Below are 20,218 nucleotides of genomic sequence, written 5' to 3'. Positions count from 1 at the left end.
GCTAAATACTACTGACTGACCGATAGTGAACTAGTACCGTGAGGGAAAGGCGAAAAGAACCCCGGAGAGGGGAGTGAAATAGATCCTGAAACCGTATGCGTACAAGCAGTGGGAGCAGACTTTGTTCTGTGACTGCGTACCTTTTGTATAATGGGTCAGCGACTTATATTCAGTGGCGAGCTTAACCGAATAGGGGAGGCGTAGCGAAAGCGAGTCTTAATAGGGCGTTTAGTCGCTGGGTATAGACCCGAAACCGGGCGATCTATCCATGGGCAGGTTGAAGGTTAGGTAACACTGACTGGAGGACCGAACCGACTACCGTTGAAAAGTTAGCGGATGACCTGTGGATCGGAGTGAAAGGCTAATCAAGCTCGGAGATAGCTGGTTCTCCTCGAAAGCTATTTAGGTAGCGCCTCATGTATCACTGTAGGGGGTAGAGCACTGTTTCGGCTAGGGGGTCATCCCGACTTACCAAACCGATGCAAACTCCGAATACCTACAAGTGCCGAGCATGGGAGACACACGGCGGGTGCTAACGTCCGTCGTGAAAAGGGAAACAACCCAGACCGTCAGCTAAGGTCCCAAAGTCATGGTTAAGTGGGAAACGATGTGGGAAGGCTTAGACAGCTAGGAGGTTGGCTTAGAAGCAGCCACCCTTTAAAGAAAGCGTAATAGCTCACTAGTCGAGTCGGCCTGCGCGGAAGATGTAACGGGGCTCAAACCATGCACCGAAGCTACGGGTATCATCTTAGGATGATGCGGTAGAGGAGCGTTCTGTAAGCCTGTGAAGGTGAGTTGAGAAGCTTGCTGGAGGTATCAGAAGTGCGAATGCTGACATGAGTAACGACAATGGGTGTGAAAAACACCCACGCCGAAAGACCAAGGTTTCCTGCGCAACGTTAATCGACGCAGGGTTAGTCGGTCCCTAAGGCGAGGCTGAAAAGCGTAGTCGATGGAAAACAGGTTAATATTCCTGTACTTCCGGTTATTGCGATGGAGGGACGGAGAAGGCTAGGCCAGCTTGGCGTTGGTTGTCCAAGTTTAAGGTGGTAGGCTGGGATCTTAGGTAAATCCGGGATTCTAAGGCCGAGAGCTGATGACGAGTTGCCTTTAGGCGACGAAGTGGTTGATGCCATGCTTCCAAGAAAAGCTTCTAAGCTTCAGATAACCGGGAACCGTACCCCAAACCGACACAGGTGGTTGGGTAGAGAATACCAAGGCGCTTGAGAGAACTCGGGTGAAGGAACTAGGCAAAATGGCACCGTAACTTCGGGAGAAGGTGCGCCGGTGAGGGTGAAGGACTTGCTCCGTAAGCCCATGCCGGTCGAAGATACCAGGCCGCTGCGACTGTTTATTAAAAACACAGCACTCTGCAAACACGAAAGTGGACGTATAGGGTGTGACGCCTGCCCGGTGCCGGAAGGTTAATTGATGGGGTTAGCTAACGCGAAGCTCTTGATCGAAGCCCCGGTAAACGGCGGCCGTAACTATAACGGTCCTAAGGTAGCGAAATTCCTTGTCGGGTAAGTTCCGACCTGCACGAATGGCGTAACGATGGCGGCGCTGTCTCCACCCGAGACTCAGTGAAATTGAAATCGCTGTGAAGATGCAGTGTATCCGCGGCTAGACGGAAAGACCCCGTGAACCTTTACTATAGCTTTGCACTGGACTTTGAATTTGCTTGTGTAGGATAGGTGGGAGGCTTTGAAGCGTGGACGCCAGTTCGCGTGGAGCCATCCTTGAAATACCACCCTGGCAACTTTGAGGTTCTAACTCAGGTCCGTTATCCGGATCGAGGACAGTGTATGGTGGGTAGTTTGACTGGGGCGGTCTCCTCCTAAAGAGTAACGGAGGAGTACGAAGGTGCGCTCAGACCGGTCGGAAATCGGTCGTAGAGTATAAAGGCAAAAGCGCGCTTGACTGCGAGACAGACACGTCGAGCAGGTACGAAAGTAGGTCTTAGTGATCCGGTGGTTCTGTATGGAAGGGCCATCGCTCAACGGATAAAAGGTACTCCGGGGATAACAGGCTGATACCGCCCAAGAGTTCATATCGACGGCGGTGTTTGGCACCTCGATGTCGGCTCATCACATCCTGGGGCTGAAGCCGGTCCCAAGGGTATGGCTGTTCGCCATTTAAAGTGGTACGCGAGCTGGGTTTAGAACGTCGTGAGACAGTTCGGTCCCTATCTGCCGTGGACGTTTGAGATTTGAGAGGGGCTGCTCCTAGTACGAGAGGACCGGAGTGGACGAACCTCTGGTGTTCCGGTTGTCACGCCAGTGGCATTGCCGGGTAGCTATGTTCGGAAAAGATAACCGCTGAAAGCATCTAAGCGGGAAACTTGCCTCAAGATGAGATCTCACTGGAACCTTGAGTTCCCTAAAGGGCCGTCGAAGACTACGACGTTGATAGGTTGGGTGTGTAAGCGCTGTGAGGCGTTGAGCTAACCAATACTAATTGCCCGTGAGGCTTGACCATATAACACCCAAGCAATTTGCGTCGAACGACCAGATTGCGGTGTTATGAAGATGATACGAACCGAAAGTTTGCTGATTCACAAATACCATCACATACCCGATTCGCTGGAATGCCTCCCAAAGGGCATCCTGGCTACAGAATTTCTTGACGACCATAGAGCATTGGAACCACCTGATCCCATCCCGAACTCAGCAGTGAAACGATGCATCGCCGATGGTAGTGTGGGGTTTCCCCATGTGAGAGTAGGTCATCGTCAAGATTAAATTCCGAAACCCCCATCTGCTAACGCAGGTGGGGGTTTTGTCTTTGTGGCGTGCGCAAAAAATCCCGGACGCGTAACCACCGGGCAACCTGGGACGCCGCCTTCGGCAGCTGCTACGGGGGATGGGTTTTTTGCGGGCATTAAAAAGCCGGCTTGTGGCCGGCTTCTCGTCGACAGTCCTGGTTTGTTTTTGGCAAACCGCAACCGCCTTCTAAAAATGTAAGGACCAGTAACCTTGCGTTACAGGTCAGCCAGGGCGGTGATACCGTCGCCTGGCTTGGGCAGGCTGCATGTTGTCCAGCAACAGCGCCTACCAAAAGGTGCGCCAAGAATAGCGACATTCACGCCAAAAGCCCAGCACAAATGTCATTCCTTCTCATCCCGGCGCCCATCCGGCCGCGCTGGCTGCAGGCTGGCCCACCAGAACACCCAGCCCAGGATTTCGATGGGCTCCTCGGCGCTCACTAGCTCATCGCCGAACTCCCCCAGGTTGTCTGCCCGCAGCCGCAACGCATCGCAGGTCATGGGGTAAATCGTGCGCACGCACAGTTCCCCATCGCGTAGGAAGGCGTAGGGCTGGCCCGAAACCGGGGTGGTGAGGCTACGATCGATGGCCAGGGCGGCGCCCAAGGGCAGCCGCGGGGCCATGCCGCCATCGGGCATGATCAACGCCATGCAGTGGGCCGGGTTTATCAGCAGCCGGGAGAACGCCGCCCTGGGCAGGCGCAGATGCCGGTGCTCCACGGCGATGAGCTGACGGTTTAGTGGGCGGTAGAACGCCAGCAAGACGTCATCTGCGCTGGAGGCGGCCAGTACGGTAGGGTTGCCCGTAGGATCGAGGTCGTCCTGATCGTAGAATTCGTCCTGGGGATCATAGGGCGGCCTGGGGGGAGGGAAGCGGTACTTGGGCCCCAGGCCGGTACGCAGCCAGCGGGTATGCACGCACAGCAACTCGGCAATGTCGTCCAGCCGTGCCACGGGCACGCCCCTGCGTATCCAGTTGTTCACGTGCTGGGGTAGTACATTGCGGTGCAGGGCCAGGTCGGAAGGGCTGAGGTGGCAGTCTTTCAGCAGGGTTCTCAGGCGGTCGCCGGATGTGAGCATGGCGGTGCTCCGGTTGTGGGTGGTCCTGCATGCTTGCCGAGCATTAGTCTCAAGAGCTGTAGGACTTTTCCGAGGGCATAAAAAAACCCTGCGCAAGGCAGGGTTTTTTGTCACCGGGCGGCTCAGCCTTTGAAGGCAGCAACCGACTTGGTGATTTCAGCGCGGGCAGCGTCAGCGTTGCCCCAGCCTTCGATCTTGACCCACTTGCCTTTCTCGAGATCCTTGTAGTTCTCGAAGAAGTGCTTGATCTGTTCCAGCAGCAGGGCTGGCAGGTCGGTGTATTCCTTCACGTCAACGTACAGCTGCGACAGCTTGTCGTGCGGTACGGCGATGACCTTGGCGTCGCCGCCGCCGTCGTCGGTCATGTGCAGGATGCCGACCGGACGGGCGCGGATTACCGAGCCTGGCGCCACTGGGTACGGGGTAACTACCAGCACGTCCAGGGGGTCGCCGTCGTCGGCCAGGGTGTTGGGGATGAAGCCGTAGTTGGCCGGGTAGAACATTGGGGTGGCCATGAAGCGATCGACGAACAGGGTGTCGCTGTCCTTGTCGATTTCGTATTTGATCGGCGCGTGGTTGGCCGGAATCTCGATGGCGACGTAGATGTCGTTCGGCAGGTCTTTGCCAGCCGGAATCTTGCTGTAGCTCATTGGGCGTTGCCCCCGTTGTAGGCCAGTAAAAATGGCCGTCTAGGCCAAAAAGTGGCAGGGATTATTGCATAGATTGGCAGCGTTGCCACGCCCGGCCGGACCGACACCCGCCTCAGGCCGGGTGGCTGTGGCGGTAGTCGGGATGGCTGCGTTTCAGGCCCTGCAGACGGGTCAGCGGATCCTGGCGGTAGAACGCCTGGAGTTGCCGGTAAACCTCCGGGTAGGCCTGGTGCAGCAGGTCCGGGGCACTGAAAAAATACTCGCTGGTGACGGCGAAGAACTCCGCCGGGTTTTCCGCGGCATAAGGGTCGATGGCAGTTTCGGCGTGAGGGTTGTGGTCCAGCTGCCGGTTCAGGTCGTCGTAGGCGTGCTGCATGGCGGCGGCCCAGTCGCTGACGCGCATGTCGCCGTGCAGGGGCGGCAGGCCGTTGGCGTCGCCGTTGAGCATATCCAGCTTGTGCGCCAGTTCGTGGATGACCAGGTTGTAGCCCTCCCAGCCGCCGCTGGCCAGCACGCCTGGCAGGGCCAGGATGATGGGGCCCTGCTGCCAGGCCTCGCCGCTGTGCTCGCCGTCCCAGCTGTGCTCCACGCCGCTGGGGTCGCGGTGGCGCTGGGGGCTGAGGAAGTCGTCGGGGTAGAGCACTATCTCGTGGAAGTTGCCGTACCAGTTGAGGTCGCCCAGGTGCAGCAGGGGCAACTGGGCCTGGGCGGCCAGCAGCAGGCGGGTGAGGTCATCCAGCTGCACGCCGTCCAGGCTGGTCAGGTGCTTGTCCAGCAGGAACAGCACGCTGTGCTCCTGCAGCCACTGGTCTTCCTCGACAGTGATGTCGTCGAGGATGGCCAGGGCGTGCCGTACCTGTTTCCACAGTTGCGGGTCCAGTGGGTGCCGGGCCAGGGCCCGGCGGCGGCGCCAGGCGCGCAACGACCACATGGCTTAGCGCGACGTGGCCTTGGCGGCCTTGCCGGCCATGCGGCTCTTGACCACGCCAATGACCATGGGCACCAGCGACAGCAGGATAATGGCCAGCACCAGCAGCGACAGGTTCTTCTTGATGAACGGCACGTTGCCGAAGAAGTAGCCCAGCGCTACCAGGCCACATACCCACACCACGGTACCCGCCACGCTGAAGCCCAGGAAACGTGGGTAGGACATCTTGGCGATACCAGCCACGAACGGTGCGAAAGTGCGCAGGATCGGCAGGAAGCGCGCCAGGGTCACGGTCTTGCCGCCATGGCGCTCGTAGAAGTCGTGGGTCTGCTGCAGGTAGTCGCGGCGGAAGATCTTCGAGTTGGGGTTGCTGAACAGCTTCTCCCCCGTGGTACGGCCGATGATGTAGTTGGTGCTGTCACCCAGGATGGCGGCTGCCATCAACAGGCCTGCCAGCAGGAACGGGTCCATGCCGCCGCCAGCGGCCACGGCGCCGGCAATGAACAGCAGCGAGTCGCCAGGCAGGAAAGGCGTCACCACCAGGCCAGTCTCGCAGAAGATGACCAGGAACAGGATCGCGTAGATCCAGGGGCCGTAGTTGTTCACCAGCAGGTCGAGGTAGGTATCGAGATGCAGGATCAGGTCAAGCGGGTTGAAATCCATGTGCAACACCTGTGCAGGGCCCGAGGCTACGGGCTTGGGGCGACTTTAAGGGCGTGAGGCTGTTCGGTAACAAATCGTACAACCTGCGGCGTCAGGATTATACGACCGGACACCGGGAATGCCCCACGAGTTTGTAGCCAGGCGTGTCGGATTTCCGTGAAAGCGTGCAGCCGCCGCCAAACGGCAGCGGCTGCCGGGGGGGGATCAATCGGAGTTGATGGGCAACACGTAACTGAGGAATTCAGTGTCCTGGTGGAAACCGATGGATTCGTAGGTCTTGTGCGCCACTTCGTTGTCGGCGCTGGTGGACACGCGCATGCGCACGGCATGGGTTTCCTTGGCCATCTTCTTCGCGGTGCGCAGCAGGTGGTCGGCCACCAACTGGCGACGGGCGTCCTCGGCGACATAGATGTCGTTGAGAATCCACACGCGCTTGAGCGATAGCGAGGAAAAACTGGGGTACAGCTGGCAGAAGCCCAGCAGCTTGCTGTCATCATCGTCGGGCAGGGCCAGGTAGATCACCGATTCCTTGCGGCGCAGGCGCTTTTCCAGGAACGCCCGGGACGAATCGGGGTAGGGCAGCTCGCCGTAGAACTCGCGGTATTTGACGAACAACGGAGCAATCATGTCCAGATGCTCCAGCGATGCTTGGATAATTCGCATAACGGGCCTCACGTGCTGACGGATGTTGGCGGCCAATACCACAGCATGCCGTTGGTCCGATGCTGCCTTAAAACAATTAGAAAACGCAATCAAACGGACGCTGAAATGAATCAGCCCGTTCACCCAGGAAGCATGAACGGGCTGCCTCGCTTTCAGCTTAGAAGCTTAGAAGAAGCCGAGCGGGTTGATGTCGTAGCTTACCAGCAGGTTTTTGGTCTGTTGGTAGTGGTCCAGCATCATCTTGTGGGTTTCACGGCCTACGCCAGACTTCTTGTAGCCGCCGAACGCCGCGTGCGCCGGGTACAGATGGTAGCAGTTGGTCCACACGCGGCCCGCCTTGATACCGCGGCCCATGCGGTAGGCGCGGTTGATGTCGCGGGTCCACACGCCGGCGCCGAGGCCGAACTCGGTGTCGTTGGCGATGGCCAGGGCTTCGGCTTCGTCCTTGAAGGTGGTGATGCTCACCACCGGGCCGAAGATTTCCTCCTGGAACACGCGCATCTTGTTGTTGCCTTTCAGCAGGGTTGGCTGGATGTAGTAGCCGGTCGCCAGGCTGCCCTCCAGTTTCTGCACCTGGCCGCCGGTCAGCAGCTCGGCGCCTTCGCCCTTGGCGATGTCCAGGTAGGACAGGATCTTGTCGAACTGCTGCTCGGACGCCTGGGCGCCGACCATGGTCTCGGTGTCCAGCGGGTCGCCGCGCTTGATCTGCTCGATCTTCTTCATCACTTCCTTCATGAAGGCCGGGTAGATCGACTCCTGTACCAGCGCACGCGATGGGCAGGTGCACACCTCGCCCTGGTTGAAGAACGCCAGCACCAGGCCTTCGGCGGCCTTCTCAATGAAGCTCTGCTCGGCCTGCATGATGTCTTCGAAGAAGATGTTCGGCGACTTGCCGCCCAGCTCCACGGTGGACGGGATGATGTTCTCGGCGGCGCATTTCATGATGTGCGAACCCACCGGGGTTGAGCCGGTGAAAGCAATCTTGGCGATGCGCTTGCTGGTGGCCAGCGCTTCGCCGGCTTCCTTGCCGAAGCCCTGGACGATGTTCAGCACGCCCGGTGGCAGCAGGTCGCCGATCAGCTCGACCAGCACGGTGATGCCCAGCGGGGTCTGCTCGGCGGGCTTGAGCACCACGCAGTTGCCGGCGGCCAGGGCCGGGGCCAGCTTCCACGCAGCCATCAGGATCGGGAAGTTCCACGGGATGATCTGGCCGACCACGCCCAGCGGTTCGTGGATGTGGTAGGCCACGGTGTTGCCGTCGATTTCAGCAGCGCTGCCTTCCTGGGCGCGCAGGCAGCCGGCGAAGTAGCGGAAGTGGTCGGCGGCCAGCGGGATGTCGGCGTTGAGGGTTTCGCGCACGGCCTTGCCGTTGTCCCAGGTCTCGGTGATGGCCAGGGTTTCCAGGTGCTGTTCGATGCGGTCGGCGATTTTCAGCAGGATCAGCGAACGGGCCTGCACCGAGGTGCTGCCCCACGCGTCGGCAGCGGCGTGGGCGGCGTCCAGGGCTTTATCGATGTCTTCGGCAGTGGAGCGGGGGAATTCGGCAATGGGCTGGCCATTGACCGGCGAAGTGGTGGTGAAGTACTGACCCTTGACCGGCGCCACGAATTCGCCGCCGATGTAGTTGCCGTAGCGGCTCTTGAAGTTGACCAGAGCCCCTTCGGTACCGGGATGTGCGTAACGCATGGTGAGTATCTCCTTGGGTTTTTATGCTTTTGGCTGGAGGACGCGTTTGCGGCGTGTACAAAGCGTAGAGCAAGTGTCGGGCCAGCGCCCTGCAACCCAGCAAAATCGAGGCTTGCGGCCGCCCTGTGGATAAGTTGTAGCAAGGCTTCGTGGCAACCCCGCGACAGTGGGCGTGACACTTTGTGCCAGGTGTGACACAGCCGTGACCCATGGGTCGAAGGTGGCATTGCATTGGGGGGGCGCCTGGAGGATGCTGGAGATCACCTCCACTGGAGAATAATAAAAAGTGCACAGTGATCATCTCAGCCGCCACGCCCGCCAGGTGCTGACCGTCGCGCGGGGCCAGGCACCGTCCGGCAGCCCTGCCAGCGATCCTTCCATCGCCCGCTCCTGGTTGCGTTGCCTGGAGGACTACCACCTGGACCCTTCCGTGGCCATGGCGCCCACGGTGCTGGAGCATGGGCGCATCCTTGAAAGTCGCGAGCGCATGCAGCAGGTGCTGCAGATTGCCGGCGGCGAAATGGCCAATTTGCATCAACAGTTGTCCGGCGCGGGCCACGCGGTGCTGCTCACCGACGCCCGCGGGGTGATCCTCAACTGTGTCACCGCGCCCACCGAACGCAAGGTGTTCGAGCGCGCCGGGCTGTGGCTGGGCGCCGACTGGAGCGAGGCGCGCGAGGGCACCAACGGCATCGGCACCTGCCTGGTGGAGCGCCAGGCCCTGACGATTCATCAGGATGAACACTTCCGCGGCCGCCACACGGGCCTGACCTGCTCGGCCAGCCCGGTGTTCGACCCCAATGGCGAGCTGCTGGCGGTGCTCGATGTGTCTTCGGCGCGGGCCGACGTCTCGCGGCAGAGCCAGTTCCACACCATGACCCTGGTCAACCTCTCGGCGAAGATGATCGAGAGCTGCTATTTCATGCGCCACTTCGAAGACCAGTGGCTGTTGCGCTTCCACTTGCAGGCCGAATCCGTGGGCATGTTCAGTGAGGGCTTGCTGGCCTTCGACGAACAGGGGCGCATCGTGGCCGTCAACCAGAGCGCCCTGAACCTGCTGGGGCGCGGGCGCGGCACCCTGGTGGGGCAGCCCGTGGAGGCATTCTTCGAATGCGCGCTGGGTGAACTGCTGGGCCGCGCCACCCAGGAAGCCACCGCCAGCTGGCCGCTGCGCAGCCGCGATGGCCGGCCACTGTTTGCCAGCCTGCGCGGGCGGCCGCGGCCGCAGGTGCTGGCCGTGCCGGCGCGGCAACCGGCGGCCCCGGCTGTGGATATCTGCTTGGGCGATGAGCGCCTGCAGCTGGATTTCCGCCGGGCGCTGAAGGTCTTCGAGCGTGACGTGCCACTGATGGTCCATGGCGAAACCGGCTCGGGCAAGGAGGCCTTCGCCAAGGCCGTGCACCAGGCCAGCCGCCGCGCCGACAAGGCCTTCGTCGCCCTCAACTGCGCGTCGCTGCCCGAGAGCCTGATCGAGAGCGAACTGTTCGGCTACCGCGGCGGCAGCTTCACCGGCGCGCGCAAGGAAGGCATGCGTGGCAAGCTGCAGCAGGCCGACGGCGGCACCTTGTTGCTGGATGAGATCGGCGACATGCCGCTGGCCCTGCAAACCCGCCTGCTGCGCGTGCTGGAAGACCGCATGGTGGTGCCGCTGGGTGGCGAGGCCGTGGCGGTGGATGTGCGCATCATCAGCGCCACCCACCGCAACCTGCTGGAGCGGGTGCGCGAGGGCAGTTTCCGCGAAGACCTCTATTACCGCCTGAACGGGTTGGAAATCGACCTGCCGGCCCTGCGCGACCGCACCGACAAACCGGCCCTGCTGGATTTCATCCTGGCCCAGGAGGCAGGTGGCGAACCGATGCACCTGGCACCGGAAGCACGGCAGGCGCTGCTGGCCTTCAACTGGCCCGGCAACGTGCGGCAAATGCGCAACGTGCTGCGCACGCTGGTGGCGCTGAGCGAAGGCGGGCAGGTGACGTTCGCCGACCTGCCGGGGTACCTGCGCGACCAGGCGCAGCCCGCGCCCTTGCCCGAGCAGCCGTTGGCCGAAGCCGAGCGCACGGCGTTGATCGGCGTGCTGGAACGCCAGCGCTGGCACATGACCCATGTGGCCGAGGAGCTGGGCGTGAGCCGCAACACCTTGTATAGAAAATTGCGCAAACACCGCATCAGCCGCCAGCTGAACGCGTGACCGTGGGAGCTGGCTTGCCAGCGAGTTGTCGGGGCCGCGAAAAACTCGCTGGCAAGCCAGCTCCCACACGGACAGGTGCCGCAATCAGCGCGTGAGATTTTTCCTACCGTGGGCTACCCTGCCTCGATGTTTTACGAGGTCAATCATGCACATTCATATTCTCGGTATCTGCGGCACGTTCATGGGCTCGCTGGCGGTACTCGCCAAGGAATTGGGCCATCACGTCACTGGCTCGGACGCCAACGTCTACCCGCCCATGAGCACGCAACTGCAGGCCCAGGGCATTGAACTGACCCAAGGCTACGACGCCGCCCAGCTGGACCCTGCGCCTGACCTGGTGGTGATCGGCAACGCCCTGTCGCGCGGCAACCCGGCAGTGGAATACGTGCTGAACAAGGGCCTGCCCTACGTGTCGGGCCCGCAATGGCTGGCCGACCACGTGCTGCAGGGGCGCTGGGTACTGGCCGTGGCCGGCACCCACGGCAAGACTACCACCAGCAGCATGCTCGCCTGGGTGCTGGAACACGCCGGCATGGCGCCGGGCTTCCTGATTGGTGGCGTGCCGCAGAACTTCGCGGTGTCGGCACGCCTGGGCGACACGCCGTTCTTCGTGGTCGAGGCCGACGAGTACGACAGCGCCTTCTTCGACAAGCGCTCGAAGTTCGTCCACTACCGCCCGCGCACGGCGATCCTCAACAACCTGGAATTCGACCACGCCGACATCTTCCCCGACCTGCCGGCCATCGAGCGGCAGTTCCACCACCTGGTGCGCACCATTCCCAGCGAAGGCCTGGTGATTCACCCCACCACAGAGCCGGCGTTGCAGCGCGTGATCCAGATGGGCTGCTGGACCCCGGTGCAGACCACCGGCGCTGGCGGCCAATGGCAGGCGCGCCTGTTGAGCGAAGACGGCTCGCGCTTCGAAGTGTTGTTCGATGGCAAGGTCGAAGGCACTGTGGACTGGCCGCTGACCGGCCAGCACAACGTCGCCAACGCCCTGGCTACCCTGGCCGCGGCACGCCACGTTGGCGTGGTGGCGGCCCTGGGCATCGAAGCCCTGAGCGCGTTCAAGAACGTCAAGCGCCGCATGGAAACCGTGGCCCAGGTGCAGGGCGTGACCATCTACGATGACTTCGCCCACCACCCCACGGCTATCGCCACCACCCTGGACGGCCTGCGCAAGCGCATCGGCGATGCACCGCTGATCGCGGTTATCGAGCCGCGCTCCAACTCCATGAAGCTGGGCGCCCACCGCGACGGCCTGCCGGACAGCGTGCGCGATGCCGACCAGGTGATCTGGTACGCACCGCCGAACCTGGGTTGGGACCTGGCCGCCACAGCGGCGCAGTGCCCGGTGCCGGCCATTGTCGCCGACTCGCTGGAGGCGATCATCGCCCGGGTGCAAAGCCAGGCGCAGCCAGGCACCCACGTGGTGATCATGAGTAACGGCGGCTTCGGCGGCCTGCACCTGAAGCTGGCCGAGGCGCTCAAATGAGTGGCCCCGAACGCATCACGCTGGCCATGACTGGCGCCTCGGGCGCCCAGTACGGCCTGCGCCTGCTCGATTGCCTGGTGCGCGAAGACCGCGAGGTGCACTTCCTGATCTCCAAGGCCGCGCAGCTGGTGATGGCCACCGAGACCGACGTGGTGCTGCCGGCCAAGCCCCAGGCCATGCAGGCGTTCCTCACCGAATACACCGGCGCTGCGGCCAACCAGATCCGCGTCTACGGCAAGGAAGACTGGATGTCGCCGGTCGCCTCAGGCTCCGGCGCGCCAGCCGCCATGGTCGTGGTGCCGTGCTCCACGGGCACCCTGTCGGCCATCGCCACCGGCGCCTGCAACAACCTGATCGAGCGTGCCGCCGACGTCACCCTCAAGGAGCGTCGGCAGCTGATCCTGGTGCCGCGCGAGGCCCCGTACTCCACCATTCACCTGGAAAACATGCTCAAGCTGTCGCAGATGGGCGCGGTGATGCTGCCGGCATCGCCCGGTTTCTACCACCAGCCGCAGACCATCGATGACCTGGTGGACTTCGTGGTGGCGCGGGTGCTGAACCTGCTGAACATTCCCCAGGACATGCTGCCGCGCTGGGGCGAGTACCACCTGGGCGGCGATGAATAGATTCCTGCCGTGCCTGCTGGCCGCCCTGCAGCTGGGCGGCTGCGCCAGCGTGCGCACCCTGGACGCGGCCAAGCCGGGCGCGCCGGTGGTGTATTCCGGGGCGCGGCTGGATTGGTATGCAATCGAAGGCGGGTGCTGCCCTGTGGATAAGTTTGGCGCCGAGGCGCCGGCCTGGCCGCAGGTTGACCTGCCGTTCAGCACCTTGCTGGATACGCTGCTGTTGCCGTTGTCGGTGCTCAACGTGCTCGGCTTCGGCGTGCAAGCCCAAGGCGGCCTGTAGATTCCGTACCGGTAACTGTCTTGAAATGGCGTCGCCTGCATCGCGACTAAAGTCGGCTCCTACACCGTTCGTGGTAGGAGCCGGCCTTGGCCGCGATGCAGGCGAGGCGATCTTCGCGTAGCAGCTGCCGCAGGCTGCGTCCCGCGCGAAAACGCGGCCCTTACCTGCCCAGACGGCGCAGTTCGTCGGATTCAACCACGCGGATGCCATCCTGCTCCTCAAGCGCCAGGCGCCACAGCGCCCGCGCCAGCTGGCACGCTTCGATGCCGCGGTATTTGCCCGGAATCAATTTGGCCAGCGGTGCCACCAGCTGCTCGCCCAGGCGCGGCTGCACCCGGGTGCCCAGCAGCAATGAAGGCCGCACGATGGTCAGCTGTGGCCAGTTCATGGCCTTGAGGTCGCGCTCGGTCTCGCCTTTCACGCGGTTGTAGAAGATCTTCGACTTGTCGTCGGCGTCGATGGCGCTGATCACCAGCAGGTGCCGGGCGCCCATCTCCCGGGCGCGGTGGGCGTAGGCCATGACCAGGTCGTGGTCGATCTGGCGGAACGCCTCCTGGGAGCCGGCCTGCTTGATGGTGCTGCCCAGGCAGCAATAGGCCACGTCGACGCGGCCCGCCAGCGCCGGCAGCAGGTCAGTGAACGGCCCTACCGGGTTTTCCAGGTGCGGGTGCTCGGCAAGGGGGCGACGGGTGGGCGCCAGTACGCGGCTCACCGTGGGTTCGTTGAGCAGGCGGTCCAGCAGATGTTCACCCGTGAGACCGGTGGCTCCAGCGAGCATGATGTGCTGCGGCGTCAAATACATGTTGTCTCTCCCCTGTTACAGGAAGTCTAGTGGCTTCCTGCACTTTTCGCCTGGGCCCCACTGCCCAGTGCCGCACTTTGCAGCGCCCGCCTGGCCTGCTGCTGGCGCAGGCGTTGCCAGTGTGCAAGCACGCCCTTGGGGGCCCAGATCTGCGGCTCGGACGCATCGAAGCCGTCCGCCTGTTCACGTTCGGCAACATGCTTGCGGGCAAGTTCGAACGCTTGTTGCAGGTCGTCCGTTTCGTTCAGGGCCTGGGCGAACAGCGCGTCGCCAAAATAGGTGAAGTCCGACTCCTCCGAGCAGCCAAACGACACGCGGTCGGCTCGCGAGGCGGTCATGACCAGCGTGTGGTCGTCCTTGAGCGCCGGCACGAAGCCGCCGGAGTAGCACGCTGAAATCACCACGATCTTGTCGCGGTTCTTCAGCGGCGCCAGCACCGCGGCCAGTTCGTCGGGTGGCAGGTCCGACAGCTGCAGGCGCGGCTGGTCCAGCACCAGCTCATGTTCGTGGGTGCCGTGGCTGGTCAGGTAGATGAACACCAGGTCCTCGGCGCCGCTGCGCTGGGCGATGGTCTGCACCGCGCGGCTGAGGGTCTCGCGGGTGGCCATGGGCCGGTCGCCCAGGTGGTCGCGGTGGTTCACCAGGTTCACCTGGCCCACGGCGCCGAAGCGGCTGGCGAGCATGTGGTTGACGTAGTCGGCCTCGCGCATGAACACGCTCTGCTTGCCATCACCGGCCAGGGTCAGGCTGTACAGCTGGATTTCGCCATTGGTGGAGGCGGGCACGGCAGCCAGCGCCTTGTCCAGCAGCGCGCCCTGGTTCAGCAGGCCCAGTTCGAGGGTGTCGGGCAGCAGCTTGCCCTGGGCGTCGCGTACGCGCTGGCCGTTGGTCCACCAGCCGCTTTCCACCTCGCCGTCCTTGTGGGTGAGGGTGCCCTTGCCGTCGTAGGTGTCGGTGTCGAAGTTGCCCTCGTAGCTGCTGCCATCGGCCAGGCTCAGGGTGCCCTGGCCGGCGAAATGCCAGTCCTCGAAACGGCCCTTGAAGTGGCTGCCGTCGCTGCCGAACATTTCGCCCTCACCGCTCAGCGCGCCTTCCTTGAACTCGCCGATCCACACGTCGCCCTCGGCGCTTTCGTAGCGGCCGCGGCCTTGCAGGCGGTTGTGCTGGAACTCGCCGATGTACTGGTCGCCGTCGGAACTGCTGAAGGTGCCGTGGCCCTCCAGCTCGCCGTTGACGAAATTGCCGGTGAACTGGTTGCCGCTGCCGTCGCTGCGCACGCCTTCGCCGTTGGGTTTGCCTTGGGCGAACACGCCCTGGTAGTCGCTGCCGTCGTCCAGCTCCAGGTGCCCGGCGCCCGAATACTGGTCGGCCTTGAAGCCGCCACGGTAGCTTTGCCCCGGCTCTTTCAGCGTGCCTTCGCCGTCGCGGCGGCCCAGCTTGAAGGTGCCGGTGTAGGTAGTGCCGTTGGCGCTCAGGGTGCCCTGGCCGTCGAACAGGCCCTGCTTGAATTCGCCGCGGTAGAGTTCGCCGTTGCTGCCGTGCCATTCGCCCTGGCCGTGCCACTGGCCGTTGAGGAACGCACCGGTGTACCAGCTGCCGTTGGGGTAGTCGATCCGGCCCTGGCCCTGCAACAGGCCATTGACCACCTCGCCACGGTAGCGGCCGCCATCGGGCAGGCGCGCGTCGGGAGGGGAAAGGGACTCGCCATCGCCACAGGCGGTGATCAATAAGGTCAGGGCGAGGGGAACGAGTGGGCGCATGGCGGGATCCGGGCAAGTAAGGCGCCGAGTATGCCGCACAATGCCCCCGGTGAAACAGCCACCGGCGGCATTGCCCGCTGTCTGGTTATTACACGAAGCAGAGTGATAGCGGTTCGGCGATATACGCCGGCTTCTCCGAACCCTCGATTTCAAGGGTGGCGGTAGCCTTGAGCAGCCATTGGCCGGGCTTTTTCTCGGTGACTTCGGTGAGTTCCACCTTGAGCCGCACGTTGGAGTCGACCTTCACCGGCTGGATGAAGCGCACGCTGTCCAGGCCGTAGTTGACCACCATTTTCAGGCCCTCGGGCACCACCAGCAGGTCTTCCATCAGCTTGGGGATCAGCGACAACGACAGGAAACCGTGGGCAATGGTGCTGCCAAACGGGGTCTTGGCGGCTTTTTCCGGGTCCACGTGAATAAACTGGAAGTCACCGGTGGCCTCGGCAAACAGGTTGATGCGAGCCTGGTCGATCTTCAACCATTGGGAATACCCCAGTTCCTTACCGACGTACTGCTTGAGTTCTGCAACGGGTACAAAGGGCATCTGCACTCTCCTTGTTGATGGCGCGTTGGCATACGCGCGTCTAGATCAGCATGGTCATCCACGCCGGTCAAGCTTCCATGGCCATGGCGAATGGCGGTTTATAGCCGCCAAGCTTGCGTGCTTATAATGGCCCGGCATGCCAGGGGCGGAGAAAAATATGTTGTTACGTGGTTTGACGTGGCTGATCGTTTTCCAATTGCTGGGCACGGCCATCAATCATCTGGTGCTGAGCATGCTGCCGGGGCCGATCATCGGCCTGCTGCTGTTGCTGGCGTTCCTGATGCTGCGCGGCGAGGTGGGCAAGCCTCTGGGCGACGCCTCGTCCAGCCTGCTGCGCTACCTGCCGTTGTTGCTGGTGCCGCCGGCCGTGGGCGTGATGGCCTATGCCAGTGATATTGCTGCCGACTTCTGGGCGATTGCCGGCACCCTGGTGATCTCGGTGCTGGTGTCCATGGCGCTGGCGGGCTGGCTGATGCAGAAAATGCTGGCGCGGCGCGGGGACCACTCATGACCCTGGACTGGCACGGCGCGCTGGCGTCGGTGATTCACCATCCGCTGTTCGGCATCGGCATCACCCTGGGCACCTACCAGCTAGTGCTGGCCGGGTACGAGCGCACCCGCTGGATCTTCCTGCAGCCGGTGCTGGTGTCCATGCTGGTGATCATCGGTATCCTGCTGCTGACCGGCGTCAGCTACGGCGAATACCGCAAGAGCACTGACATTCTCGGCATCCTGCTGGGGCCGGCCACCGTGGCCTTGGCCGTGCCGCTGTACCTGAACCTCAAGCGTATCCGCCAATTGCTGGCGCCCACCTTGGCTACGCTGGTGGTAGGCGGGGTGTTCGCCACCGGCCTGGGGCTGTTGCTGGCCTGGAGCTTCGGCGCCGAGCACCTGATTCTGATGACCCTGGCCCCCAAGTCCGTGACCTCGCCCATCGCTATGCTGGTAGCGGAGCAGATTGGTGGCGTGGCAGCGCTGGCGGCAGTGTTCGTGCTGATTACCGGCGTGATCGGCGCGATCTTCGGCCCGGCCATGCTGTCCATGCTCAAGGTACGCAGCCCCGCAGCCCGGGGCATGGCCCTGGGCATGACCGCCCATGCGGTGGGCACTTCGGTGGCCCTGCAGGAAGGCGAGGAGTGCGGGGCCTTCGCTGCGCTGGCGATGAGCCTGATGGGGGTGTCGACCGCGGTGTTCCTGCCGCTGGTCGTCAGCCTGTTCGTTTAAGGAAACCACTATGACCTTGCCGTTGTTCCCCCTCAATACCGTGCTGTTCCCCGGCTGCATGCTCGACCTGCAGATTTTCGAGGCGCGCTACCTGGACATGATCGGCCGCTGTATGAAGCAGGGCGCCGGATTTGGCGTGGTGTGCATCCTGGAAGGCCAGGAAGTCGGCCCGGCGCCCACCGGGCATGCGGTTATCGGCTGCGAGGCGGTGATCCGCGATTTCCAGCAGCAGGACAACGGCCTACTGGGCATTCGCGTGGAGGGCGTGCGCCGCTTCCGCGTGACCGGCACCGAGCTGCAGCGCGACCAGCTGCTGGTGGCGGACGTGGAGTGGTTGCCGGAAAGCGCCGACCAGCCGCTGCAGGAAGAGGACGACGACCTGGTGGCGCTGCTGCACGCCCTCGCCGAGCACCCCATGGTGGCAGCGCTGGACATGGGCAACGAGATCCCCGGGCGCCAGTCGCTGGCGAACCAGTTGGCGTACCTGCTGCCGTTCCCTGAGCTGGACAAGATCGACCTGCTGGCGCTGCAGGAACCTTCCGAGCGGCTTGCGGGCATCCAGGTGCTGCTCGACGACCTGCAGGGCGAACTGTTCGCCTGACCCTTGTATCAACAACCGTCTTTGTGGGAGCTGGCTTGCCAGCGAGTTTTTAGGGCCTCAACAGCTCGCTGGCAAGCCAGCTCCCACAACAGCGTCGTAACGGCCTTCAGTAGGCGTAGCGCAGCAGGGTATGGGAAAACTCCCGCGTGGCGAAATACGCCAGCACTACCGTCGTGACCGGCATCACCACCCACCACACCCTCGGCGCCATGGCTGGCAACGGCTGGCGCCATTGGCTCAGGGTCAGGCTGGCCGCGCACACGAAGCACGCCAGCAGGGCGCCCGCCAGGATATCCGTGGGCCAATGCGCCCCCAGGTACACCCGTGACAGGGCGATGCTCCCCGCCGGCAGGATGCCCAGCAACAACCAGGTCAGCCGCAGCCTCGGCGGCTGGCCGCGCCCGGCCAGCACGGCCAGGGTCAGGAACAGCGCGAACGCCGCCGAACTGTGGCCGCTGGGCATGCTGTAGGTGCCCAGGGGGTGGGTCATCACGTCCGGGCGCATGCGCGCGAACACGTGCTTCATCAGCCCGTTGCCCAGCGCGGTACCCAGCAGCGTGCCGACGGCAAACACGGCCGGCCGCCACTGGCGCAGCACCAGCAGCAGGCCGCAGAGCAGCGCCGCCAGCACGAACTGGGTGCGGAAGTCGCCCATCTTGGTCAGCGCCACGGCGATGTCGTCAGCCAGCGCGCCGCGGTGTTCCTGCACCAGGGTCATGATGCCCTGGTCGAACTGCACCAGGTGCGGCCAGCCCAGGAACACGCCCGCCAGCAGCACCAGGCACATGGCCGTGACCAGCCGGGTGCCATGGCGGCGCGATTGCCAGGCGGCGCTCACGCTCAGGCCGATCAGGATGGCGAAGCCTGCGGCCAGCACGCCTGCCTGGGGCCAGAAGCCTTCCGGCAGCGGCAGGCGCATGGCGGCACCGGTGGCCCAGCCAGGCATCAGGTACACCACCGACCAGCCGGCGCCCGCCAGCAGGCTCACCCCCACGAACCGCACCAGCGGCATGTCGAACATGCCCGCCACCATGGGCAGCATCGGCCGCAGCGGGCCGATGAAGCGCCCCACCAGCAGGCTGGCGATGCCGTAGCGTTGGAAATAGCCTTCGGCGCGGCCGATCCATTCGGGATGGTGGCGCAAGCCAGGCAGGCGCCGGATGTTCTGGTGGAAATGGCGCCCGGTGAAGTAGGACAAACCGTCGCCCAGCAGGCCGCCGATGTAGCCCAGCAGCAAGGTCTCGCCCAGCGACAGCGCGCCGCTGCCGGCCAGCACGGCGATGGCGAACAGCAGCACGGTGCCGGGCACGATCAGGCCGACAATCGCCAGGCATTCGGTGCCGGCCACCAGCACAATCGCCAGCCCCAGCCATTGGGGGTGAGCGGACAACCAGGCGGTCAGCCCGTCGAGCCATGGGCCCATGTTTCAGTTTCCTTGCGTGAGGATGGAAAAGTCGCGACCTTCGACTTGACCGCGGCGCAAGGGGTTCCTTGTGCAATGGCGGGCATGCTCGGCGTCCACGAAGCGGTACGGCAGATGTTCGTCACGCCCGTGGGGGATGCCCAGGCGGGTGGTCTGGATAATTTGTTTCGGGATAATGCCAAGGTCTTCGACAAATAATTGTTCAGGGTCGAAGCGCCGGGCGTCCCAATTGGGCACCTTCAGGCCCAGCGCCTTGCACAGCAGGGTCTGCCCGGCGCACAGGCGTTCGGGCGGGCGCGGGTTGCCGCTGGCGTCGGGGTTGTTCAGCTGCATCTGCGCCAGGGCGTTGGCGTCGGCATGGGCGTCCACCCAGGGGTAGGCGGACTTGATCAGCACCGCGTTGCCGGGGCCCTGGGCGCTGAAGTTCAGCGAGTCGCCGCCGCGGGCGTAGTACATGTAGATGTGCCCGCCGTCGAGGAACAGCGCCTTGCGTTTCTCGGTGTAGCCCAGGGAGGCGTGGCTGCCTTTCTCGGCGCAGTAATAGGCCTCGGTCTCGATAATGCGTGCCGACAGCCAGTACGGCCCCTGGCGATGGCGAATCACCTTGCCCAGCAACTCGCGGGCCAGCACTTGGGCGTCGCGGTCGAAGAAAGCGTCGGGCAGGGGGCGAGCATCGGGCCAGGGCAGGGCAGGCAGCATCGGGCGGTTACCGGAAGATACGAAAGAGCTCGCAAGGATAATATTCATCTGTGGCTTAATCACGGCTGAATCGTTGCCCGTTGTGTGACTGTTTTTGACCATCCGCCTGCCACCGCTGTCGGTGGACCCTCGAGACAGCTAT

General features: G+C 63.3%; 18 protein-coding genes and 2 rRNA genes (1 of these 20 cut by a window edge). 9 read left to right on the top strand and 11 right to left on the bottom strand.

Annotated features, from left to right (window positions below; translation table 11 throughout):
- Positions 1 to 2,478, top strand: a 23S ribosomal RNA gene (locus tag RAM80_RS13830) (it extends 415 nt beyond the left edge of the window).
- Between the two features lie 143 nt (positions 2,479 to 2,621).
- Positions 2,622 to 2,737 (top strand): 5S ribosomal RNA (rrf, locus tag RAM80_RS13825).
- Positions 2,738 to 3,106: 369 nt separating this feature from the next.
- Here the strand turns inward: rrf and RAM80_RS13820 are convergent.
- The 6 genes from RAM80_RS13820 to RAM80_RS13795 all read right to left on the bottom strand — a co-directional run bounded on the left by RAM80_RS13820 (position 3,107) and on the right by RAM80_RS13795 (position 8,434).
- Entirely contained in the window at positions 3,107 to 3,844 is a 738-nt protein-coding gene (locus tag RAM80_RS13820; RefSeq protein ID WP_416427083.1) for a LexA family transcriptional regulator, read from the bottom strand.
- 122 nt (positions 3,845 to 3,966) lie between these two features.
- Positions 3,967 to 4,494: an inorganic diphosphatase gene (ppa, locus tag RAM80_RS13815; RefSeq protein WP_416427082.1), complete on the bottom strand. Its 528-nt coding sequence runs from the start codon at positions 4,492 to 4,494 to the stop codon at positions 3,967 to 3,969.
- A 112-nt stretch (positions 4,495 to 4,606) separates the two neighbouring features.
- Positions 4,607 to 5,425, bottom strand: coding sequence for a zinc-dependent peptidase (locus RAM80_RS13810; protein ID WP_416427081.1), 819 nt, complete (start codon positions 5,423 to 5,425; stop codon positions 4,607 to 4,609).
- A gap of 3 nt (positions 5,426 to 5,428) precedes the next feature.
- Positions 5,429 to 6,085 (bottom strand): DedA family protein, encoded by a 657-nt coding sequence (locus RAM80_RS13805; protein WP_416427080.1) that lies wholly within the window; start codon positions 6,083 to 6,085, stop codon positions 5,429 to 5,431.
- A gap of 204 nt (positions 6,086 to 6,289) precedes the next feature.
- Complete coding sequence (locus tag RAM80_RS13800; protein ID WP_416427079.1) at positions 6,290 to 6,748, bottom strand: GNAT family N-acetyltransferase; 459 nt, start codon at positions 6,746 to 6,748, stop codon at positions 6,290 to 6,292.
- 165 nt (positions 6,749 to 6,913) lie between these two features.
- Positions 6,914 to 8,434 (bottom strand): aldehyde dehydrogenase family protein, encoded by a 1,521-nt coding sequence (locus tag RAM80_RS13795; protein ID WP_416427078.1) that lies wholly within the window; start codon positions 8,432 to 8,434, stop codon positions 6,914 to 6,916.
- Positions 8,435 to 8,720: 286 nt separating this feature from the next.
- Between RAM80_RS13795 and RAM80_RS13790 the strand changes: the two genes are divergently transcribed.
- The 4 genes from RAM80_RS13790 (at position 8,721) to RAM80_RS13775 (ending at position 13,023) form a co-directional block, all read left to right on the top strand.
- Positions 8,721 to 10,622, top strand: coding sequence for a sigma-54-dependent Fis family transcriptional regulator (locus tag RAM80_RS13790; protein ID WP_416427077.1), 1,902 nt, complete (start codon positions 8,721 to 8,723; stop codon positions 10,620 to 10,622).
- Positions 10,623 to 10,767: 145 nt separating this feature from the next.
- Positions 10,768 to 12,117, top strand: a complete 1,350-nt coding sequence (gene mpl, locus RAM80_RS13785; RefSeq protein ID WP_416427076.1) for a UDP-N-acetylmuramate:L-alanyl-gamma-D-glutamyl-meso-diaminopimelate ligase — start codon at positions 10,768 to 10,770, stop codon at positions 12,115 to 12,117.
- Entirely contained in the window at positions 12,114 to 12,743 is a 630-nt protein-coding gene (gene ubiX / locus RAM80_RS13780) for a flavin prenyltransferase UbiX (RefSeq protein ID WP_416427075.1), read from the top strand. The genes mpl and ubiX overlap by 4 nt, the downstream gene beginning before the upstream one ends.
- Entirely contained in the window at positions 12,736 to 13,023 is a 288-nt protein-coding gene (locus RAM80_RS13775) for a YceK/YidQ family lipoprotein (protein ID WP_416427074.1), read from the top strand. The genes ubiX and RAM80_RS13775 overlap by 8 nt, the downstream gene beginning before the upstream one ends.
- A 160-nt stretch (positions 13,024 to 13,183) precedes the next feature.
- On the opposite strand, the gene RAM80_RS13770 is transcribed toward RAM80_RS13775, so the two are convergent.
- From RAM80_RS13770 to RAM80_RS13760, 3 genes are all read right to left on the bottom strand, one after another.
- Positions 13,184 to 13,825: an oxidoreductase gene (locus tag RAM80_RS13770; protein ID WP_416427073.1), complete on the bottom strand. Its 642-nt coding sequence runs from the start codon at positions 13,823 to 13,825 to the stop codon at positions 13,184 to 13,186.
- Positions 13,826 to 13,851: 26 nt separating this feature from the next.
- Positions 13,852 to 15,585, bottom strand: coding sequence for a C13 family peptidase (locus RAM80_RS13765; protein ID WP_416427072.1), 1,734 nt, complete (start codon positions 15,583 to 15,585; stop codon positions 13,852 to 13,854).
- A gap of 88 nt (positions 15,586 to 15,673) precedes the next feature.
- Complete coding sequence (locus RAM80_RS13760) at positions 15,674 to 16,129, bottom strand: MaoC family dehydratase (RefSeq protein WP_416427071.1); 456 nt, start codon at positions 16,127 to 16,129, stop codon at positions 15,674 to 15,676.
- A 157-nt stretch (positions 16,130 to 16,286) separates the two neighbouring features.
- Between RAM80_RS13760 and RAM80_RS13755 the strand changes: the two genes are divergently transcribed.
- From RAM80_RS13755 to RAM80_RS13745, 3 genes are read left to right on the top strand one after another with little or no spacing between them, the layout of a single operon-like run.
- Complete coding sequence (locus RAM80_RS13755) at positions 16,287 to 16,640, top strand: CidA/LrgA family protein (protein ID WP_416427070.1); 354 nt, start codon at positions 16,287 to 16,289, stop codon at positions 16,638 to 16,640.
- A 2-nt stretch (positions 16,641 to 16,642) separates the two neighbouring features.
- On the top strand, positions 16,643 to 17,353 hold the full coding sequence (locus tag RAM80_RS13750; protein WP_416427478.1) for an LrgB family protein: 711 nt from the start codon (positions 16,643 to 16,645) through the stop codon (positions 17,351 to 17,353).
- 10 nt (positions 17,354 to 17,363) lie between these two features.
- Complete coding sequence (locus RAM80_RS13745) at positions 17,364 to 17,954, top strand: LON peptidase substrate-binding domain-containing protein (protein ID WP_416427069.1); 591 nt, start codon at positions 17,364 to 17,366, stop codon at positions 17,952 to 17,954.
- A 106-nt stretch (positions 17,955 to 18,060) separates the two neighbouring features.
- Here the strand turns inward: RAM80_RS13745 and RAM80_RS13740 are convergent, their stop codons facing one another.
- Entirely contained in the window at positions 18,061 to 19,377 is a 1,317-nt protein-coding gene (locus RAM80_RS13740; protein ID WP_416427068.1) for a bifunctional DedA family/phosphatase PAP2 family protein, read from the bottom strand.
- Between the two features lie 3 nt (positions 19,378 to 19,380).
- Positions 19,381 to 20,076, bottom strand: a complete 696-nt coding sequence (locus tag RAM80_RS13735) for a DNA-3-methyladenine glycosylase (protein ID WP_416427067.1) — start codon at positions 20,074 to 20,076, stop codon at positions 19,381 to 19,383.
- Positions 20,077 to 20,218 lie beyond the last annotated feature (142 nt).

Origin of the sequence: Pseudomonas sp. App30, assembly GCF_047947025.1 — a bacterium.
Taxonomy (GTDB): Bacteria; Pseudomonadota; Gammaproteobacteria; order Pseudomonadales; family Pseudomonadaceae; genus Aquipseudomonas.
This window is presented reverse-complemented; position numbering and strand designations above follow the sequence as displayed.

What these genes read in the sequence shown, in the direction of transcription:
- RAM80_RS13795 (WP_416427078.1), bottom strand. Translation starts at nt 8,434, where the DNA reads ATGCGTTACGCACATCCCGGTACCGAAGGGGCTCTGGTCAACTTCAAG.
- RAM80_RS13755 (WP_416427070.1), top strand. Translation starts at nt 16,287, where the DNA reads ATGTTGTTACGTGGTTTGACGTGGCTGATCGTTTTCCAATTGCTGGGC.
- RAM80_RS13770 (WP_416427073.1), bottom strand. Translation starts at nt 13,825, where the DNA reads ATGTATTTGACGCCGCAGCACATCATGCTCGCTGGAGCCACCGGTCTC.
- RAM80_RS13760 (WP_416427071.1), bottom strand. Translation starts at nt 16,129, where the DNA reads ATGCCCTTTGTACCCGTTGCAGAACTCAAGCAGTACGTCGGTAAGGAA.
- RAM80_RS13765 (WP_416427072.1), bottom strand. Translation starts at nt 15,585, where the DNA reads ATGCGCCCACTCGTTCCCCTCGCCCTGACCTTATTGATCACCGCCTGT.
- RAM80_RS13735 (WP_416427067.1), bottom strand. Translation starts at nt 20,076, where the DNA reads ATGCTGCCTGCCCTGCCCTGGCCCGATGCTCGCCCCCTGCCCGACGCT.
- ubiX (WP_416427075.1), top strand. Translation starts at nt 12,114, where the DNA reads ATGAGTGGCCCCGAACGCATCACGCTGGCCATGACTGGCGCCTCGGGC.
- RAM80_RS13810 (WP_416427081.1), bottom strand. Translation starts at nt 5,425, where the DNA reads ATGTGGTCGTTGCGCGCCTGGCGCCGCCGCCGGGCCCTGGCCCGGCAC.
- ppa (WP_416427082.1), bottom strand. Translation starts at nt 4,494, where the DNA reads ATGAGCTACAGCAAGATTCCGGCTGGCAAAGACCTGCCGAACGACATC.
- RAM80_RS13775 (WP_416427074.1), top strand. Translation starts at nt 12,736, where the DNA reads ATGAATAGATTCCTGCCGTGCCTGCTGGCCGCCCTGCAGCTGGGCGGC.
- RAM80_RS13745 (WP_416427069.1), top strand. Translation starts at nt 17,364, where the DNA reads ATGACCTTGCCGTTGTTCCCCCTCAATACCGTGCTGTTCCCCGGCTGC.
- RAM80_RS13820 (WP_416427083.1), bottom strand. Translation starts at nt 3,844, where the DNA reads ATGCTCACATCCGGCGACCGCCTGAGAACCCTGCTGAAAGACTGCCAC.
- mpl (WP_416427076.1), top strand. Translation starts at nt 10,768, where the DNA reads ATGCACATTCATATTCTCGGTATCTGCGGCACGTTCATGGGCTCGCTG.
- RAM80_RS13740 (WP_416427068.1), bottom strand. Translation starts at nt 19,377, where the DNA reads ATGGGCCCATGGCTCGACGGGCTGACCGCCTGGTTGTCCGCTCACCCC.
- RAM80_RS13800 (WP_416427079.1), bottom strand. Translation starts at nt 6,748, where the DNA reads ATGCGAATTATCCAAGCATCGCTGGAGCATCTGGACATGATTGCTCCG.
- RAM80_RS13805 (WP_416427080.1), bottom strand. Translation starts at nt 6,085, where the DNA reads ATGGATTTCAACCCGCTTGACCTGATCCTGCATCTCGATACCTACCTC.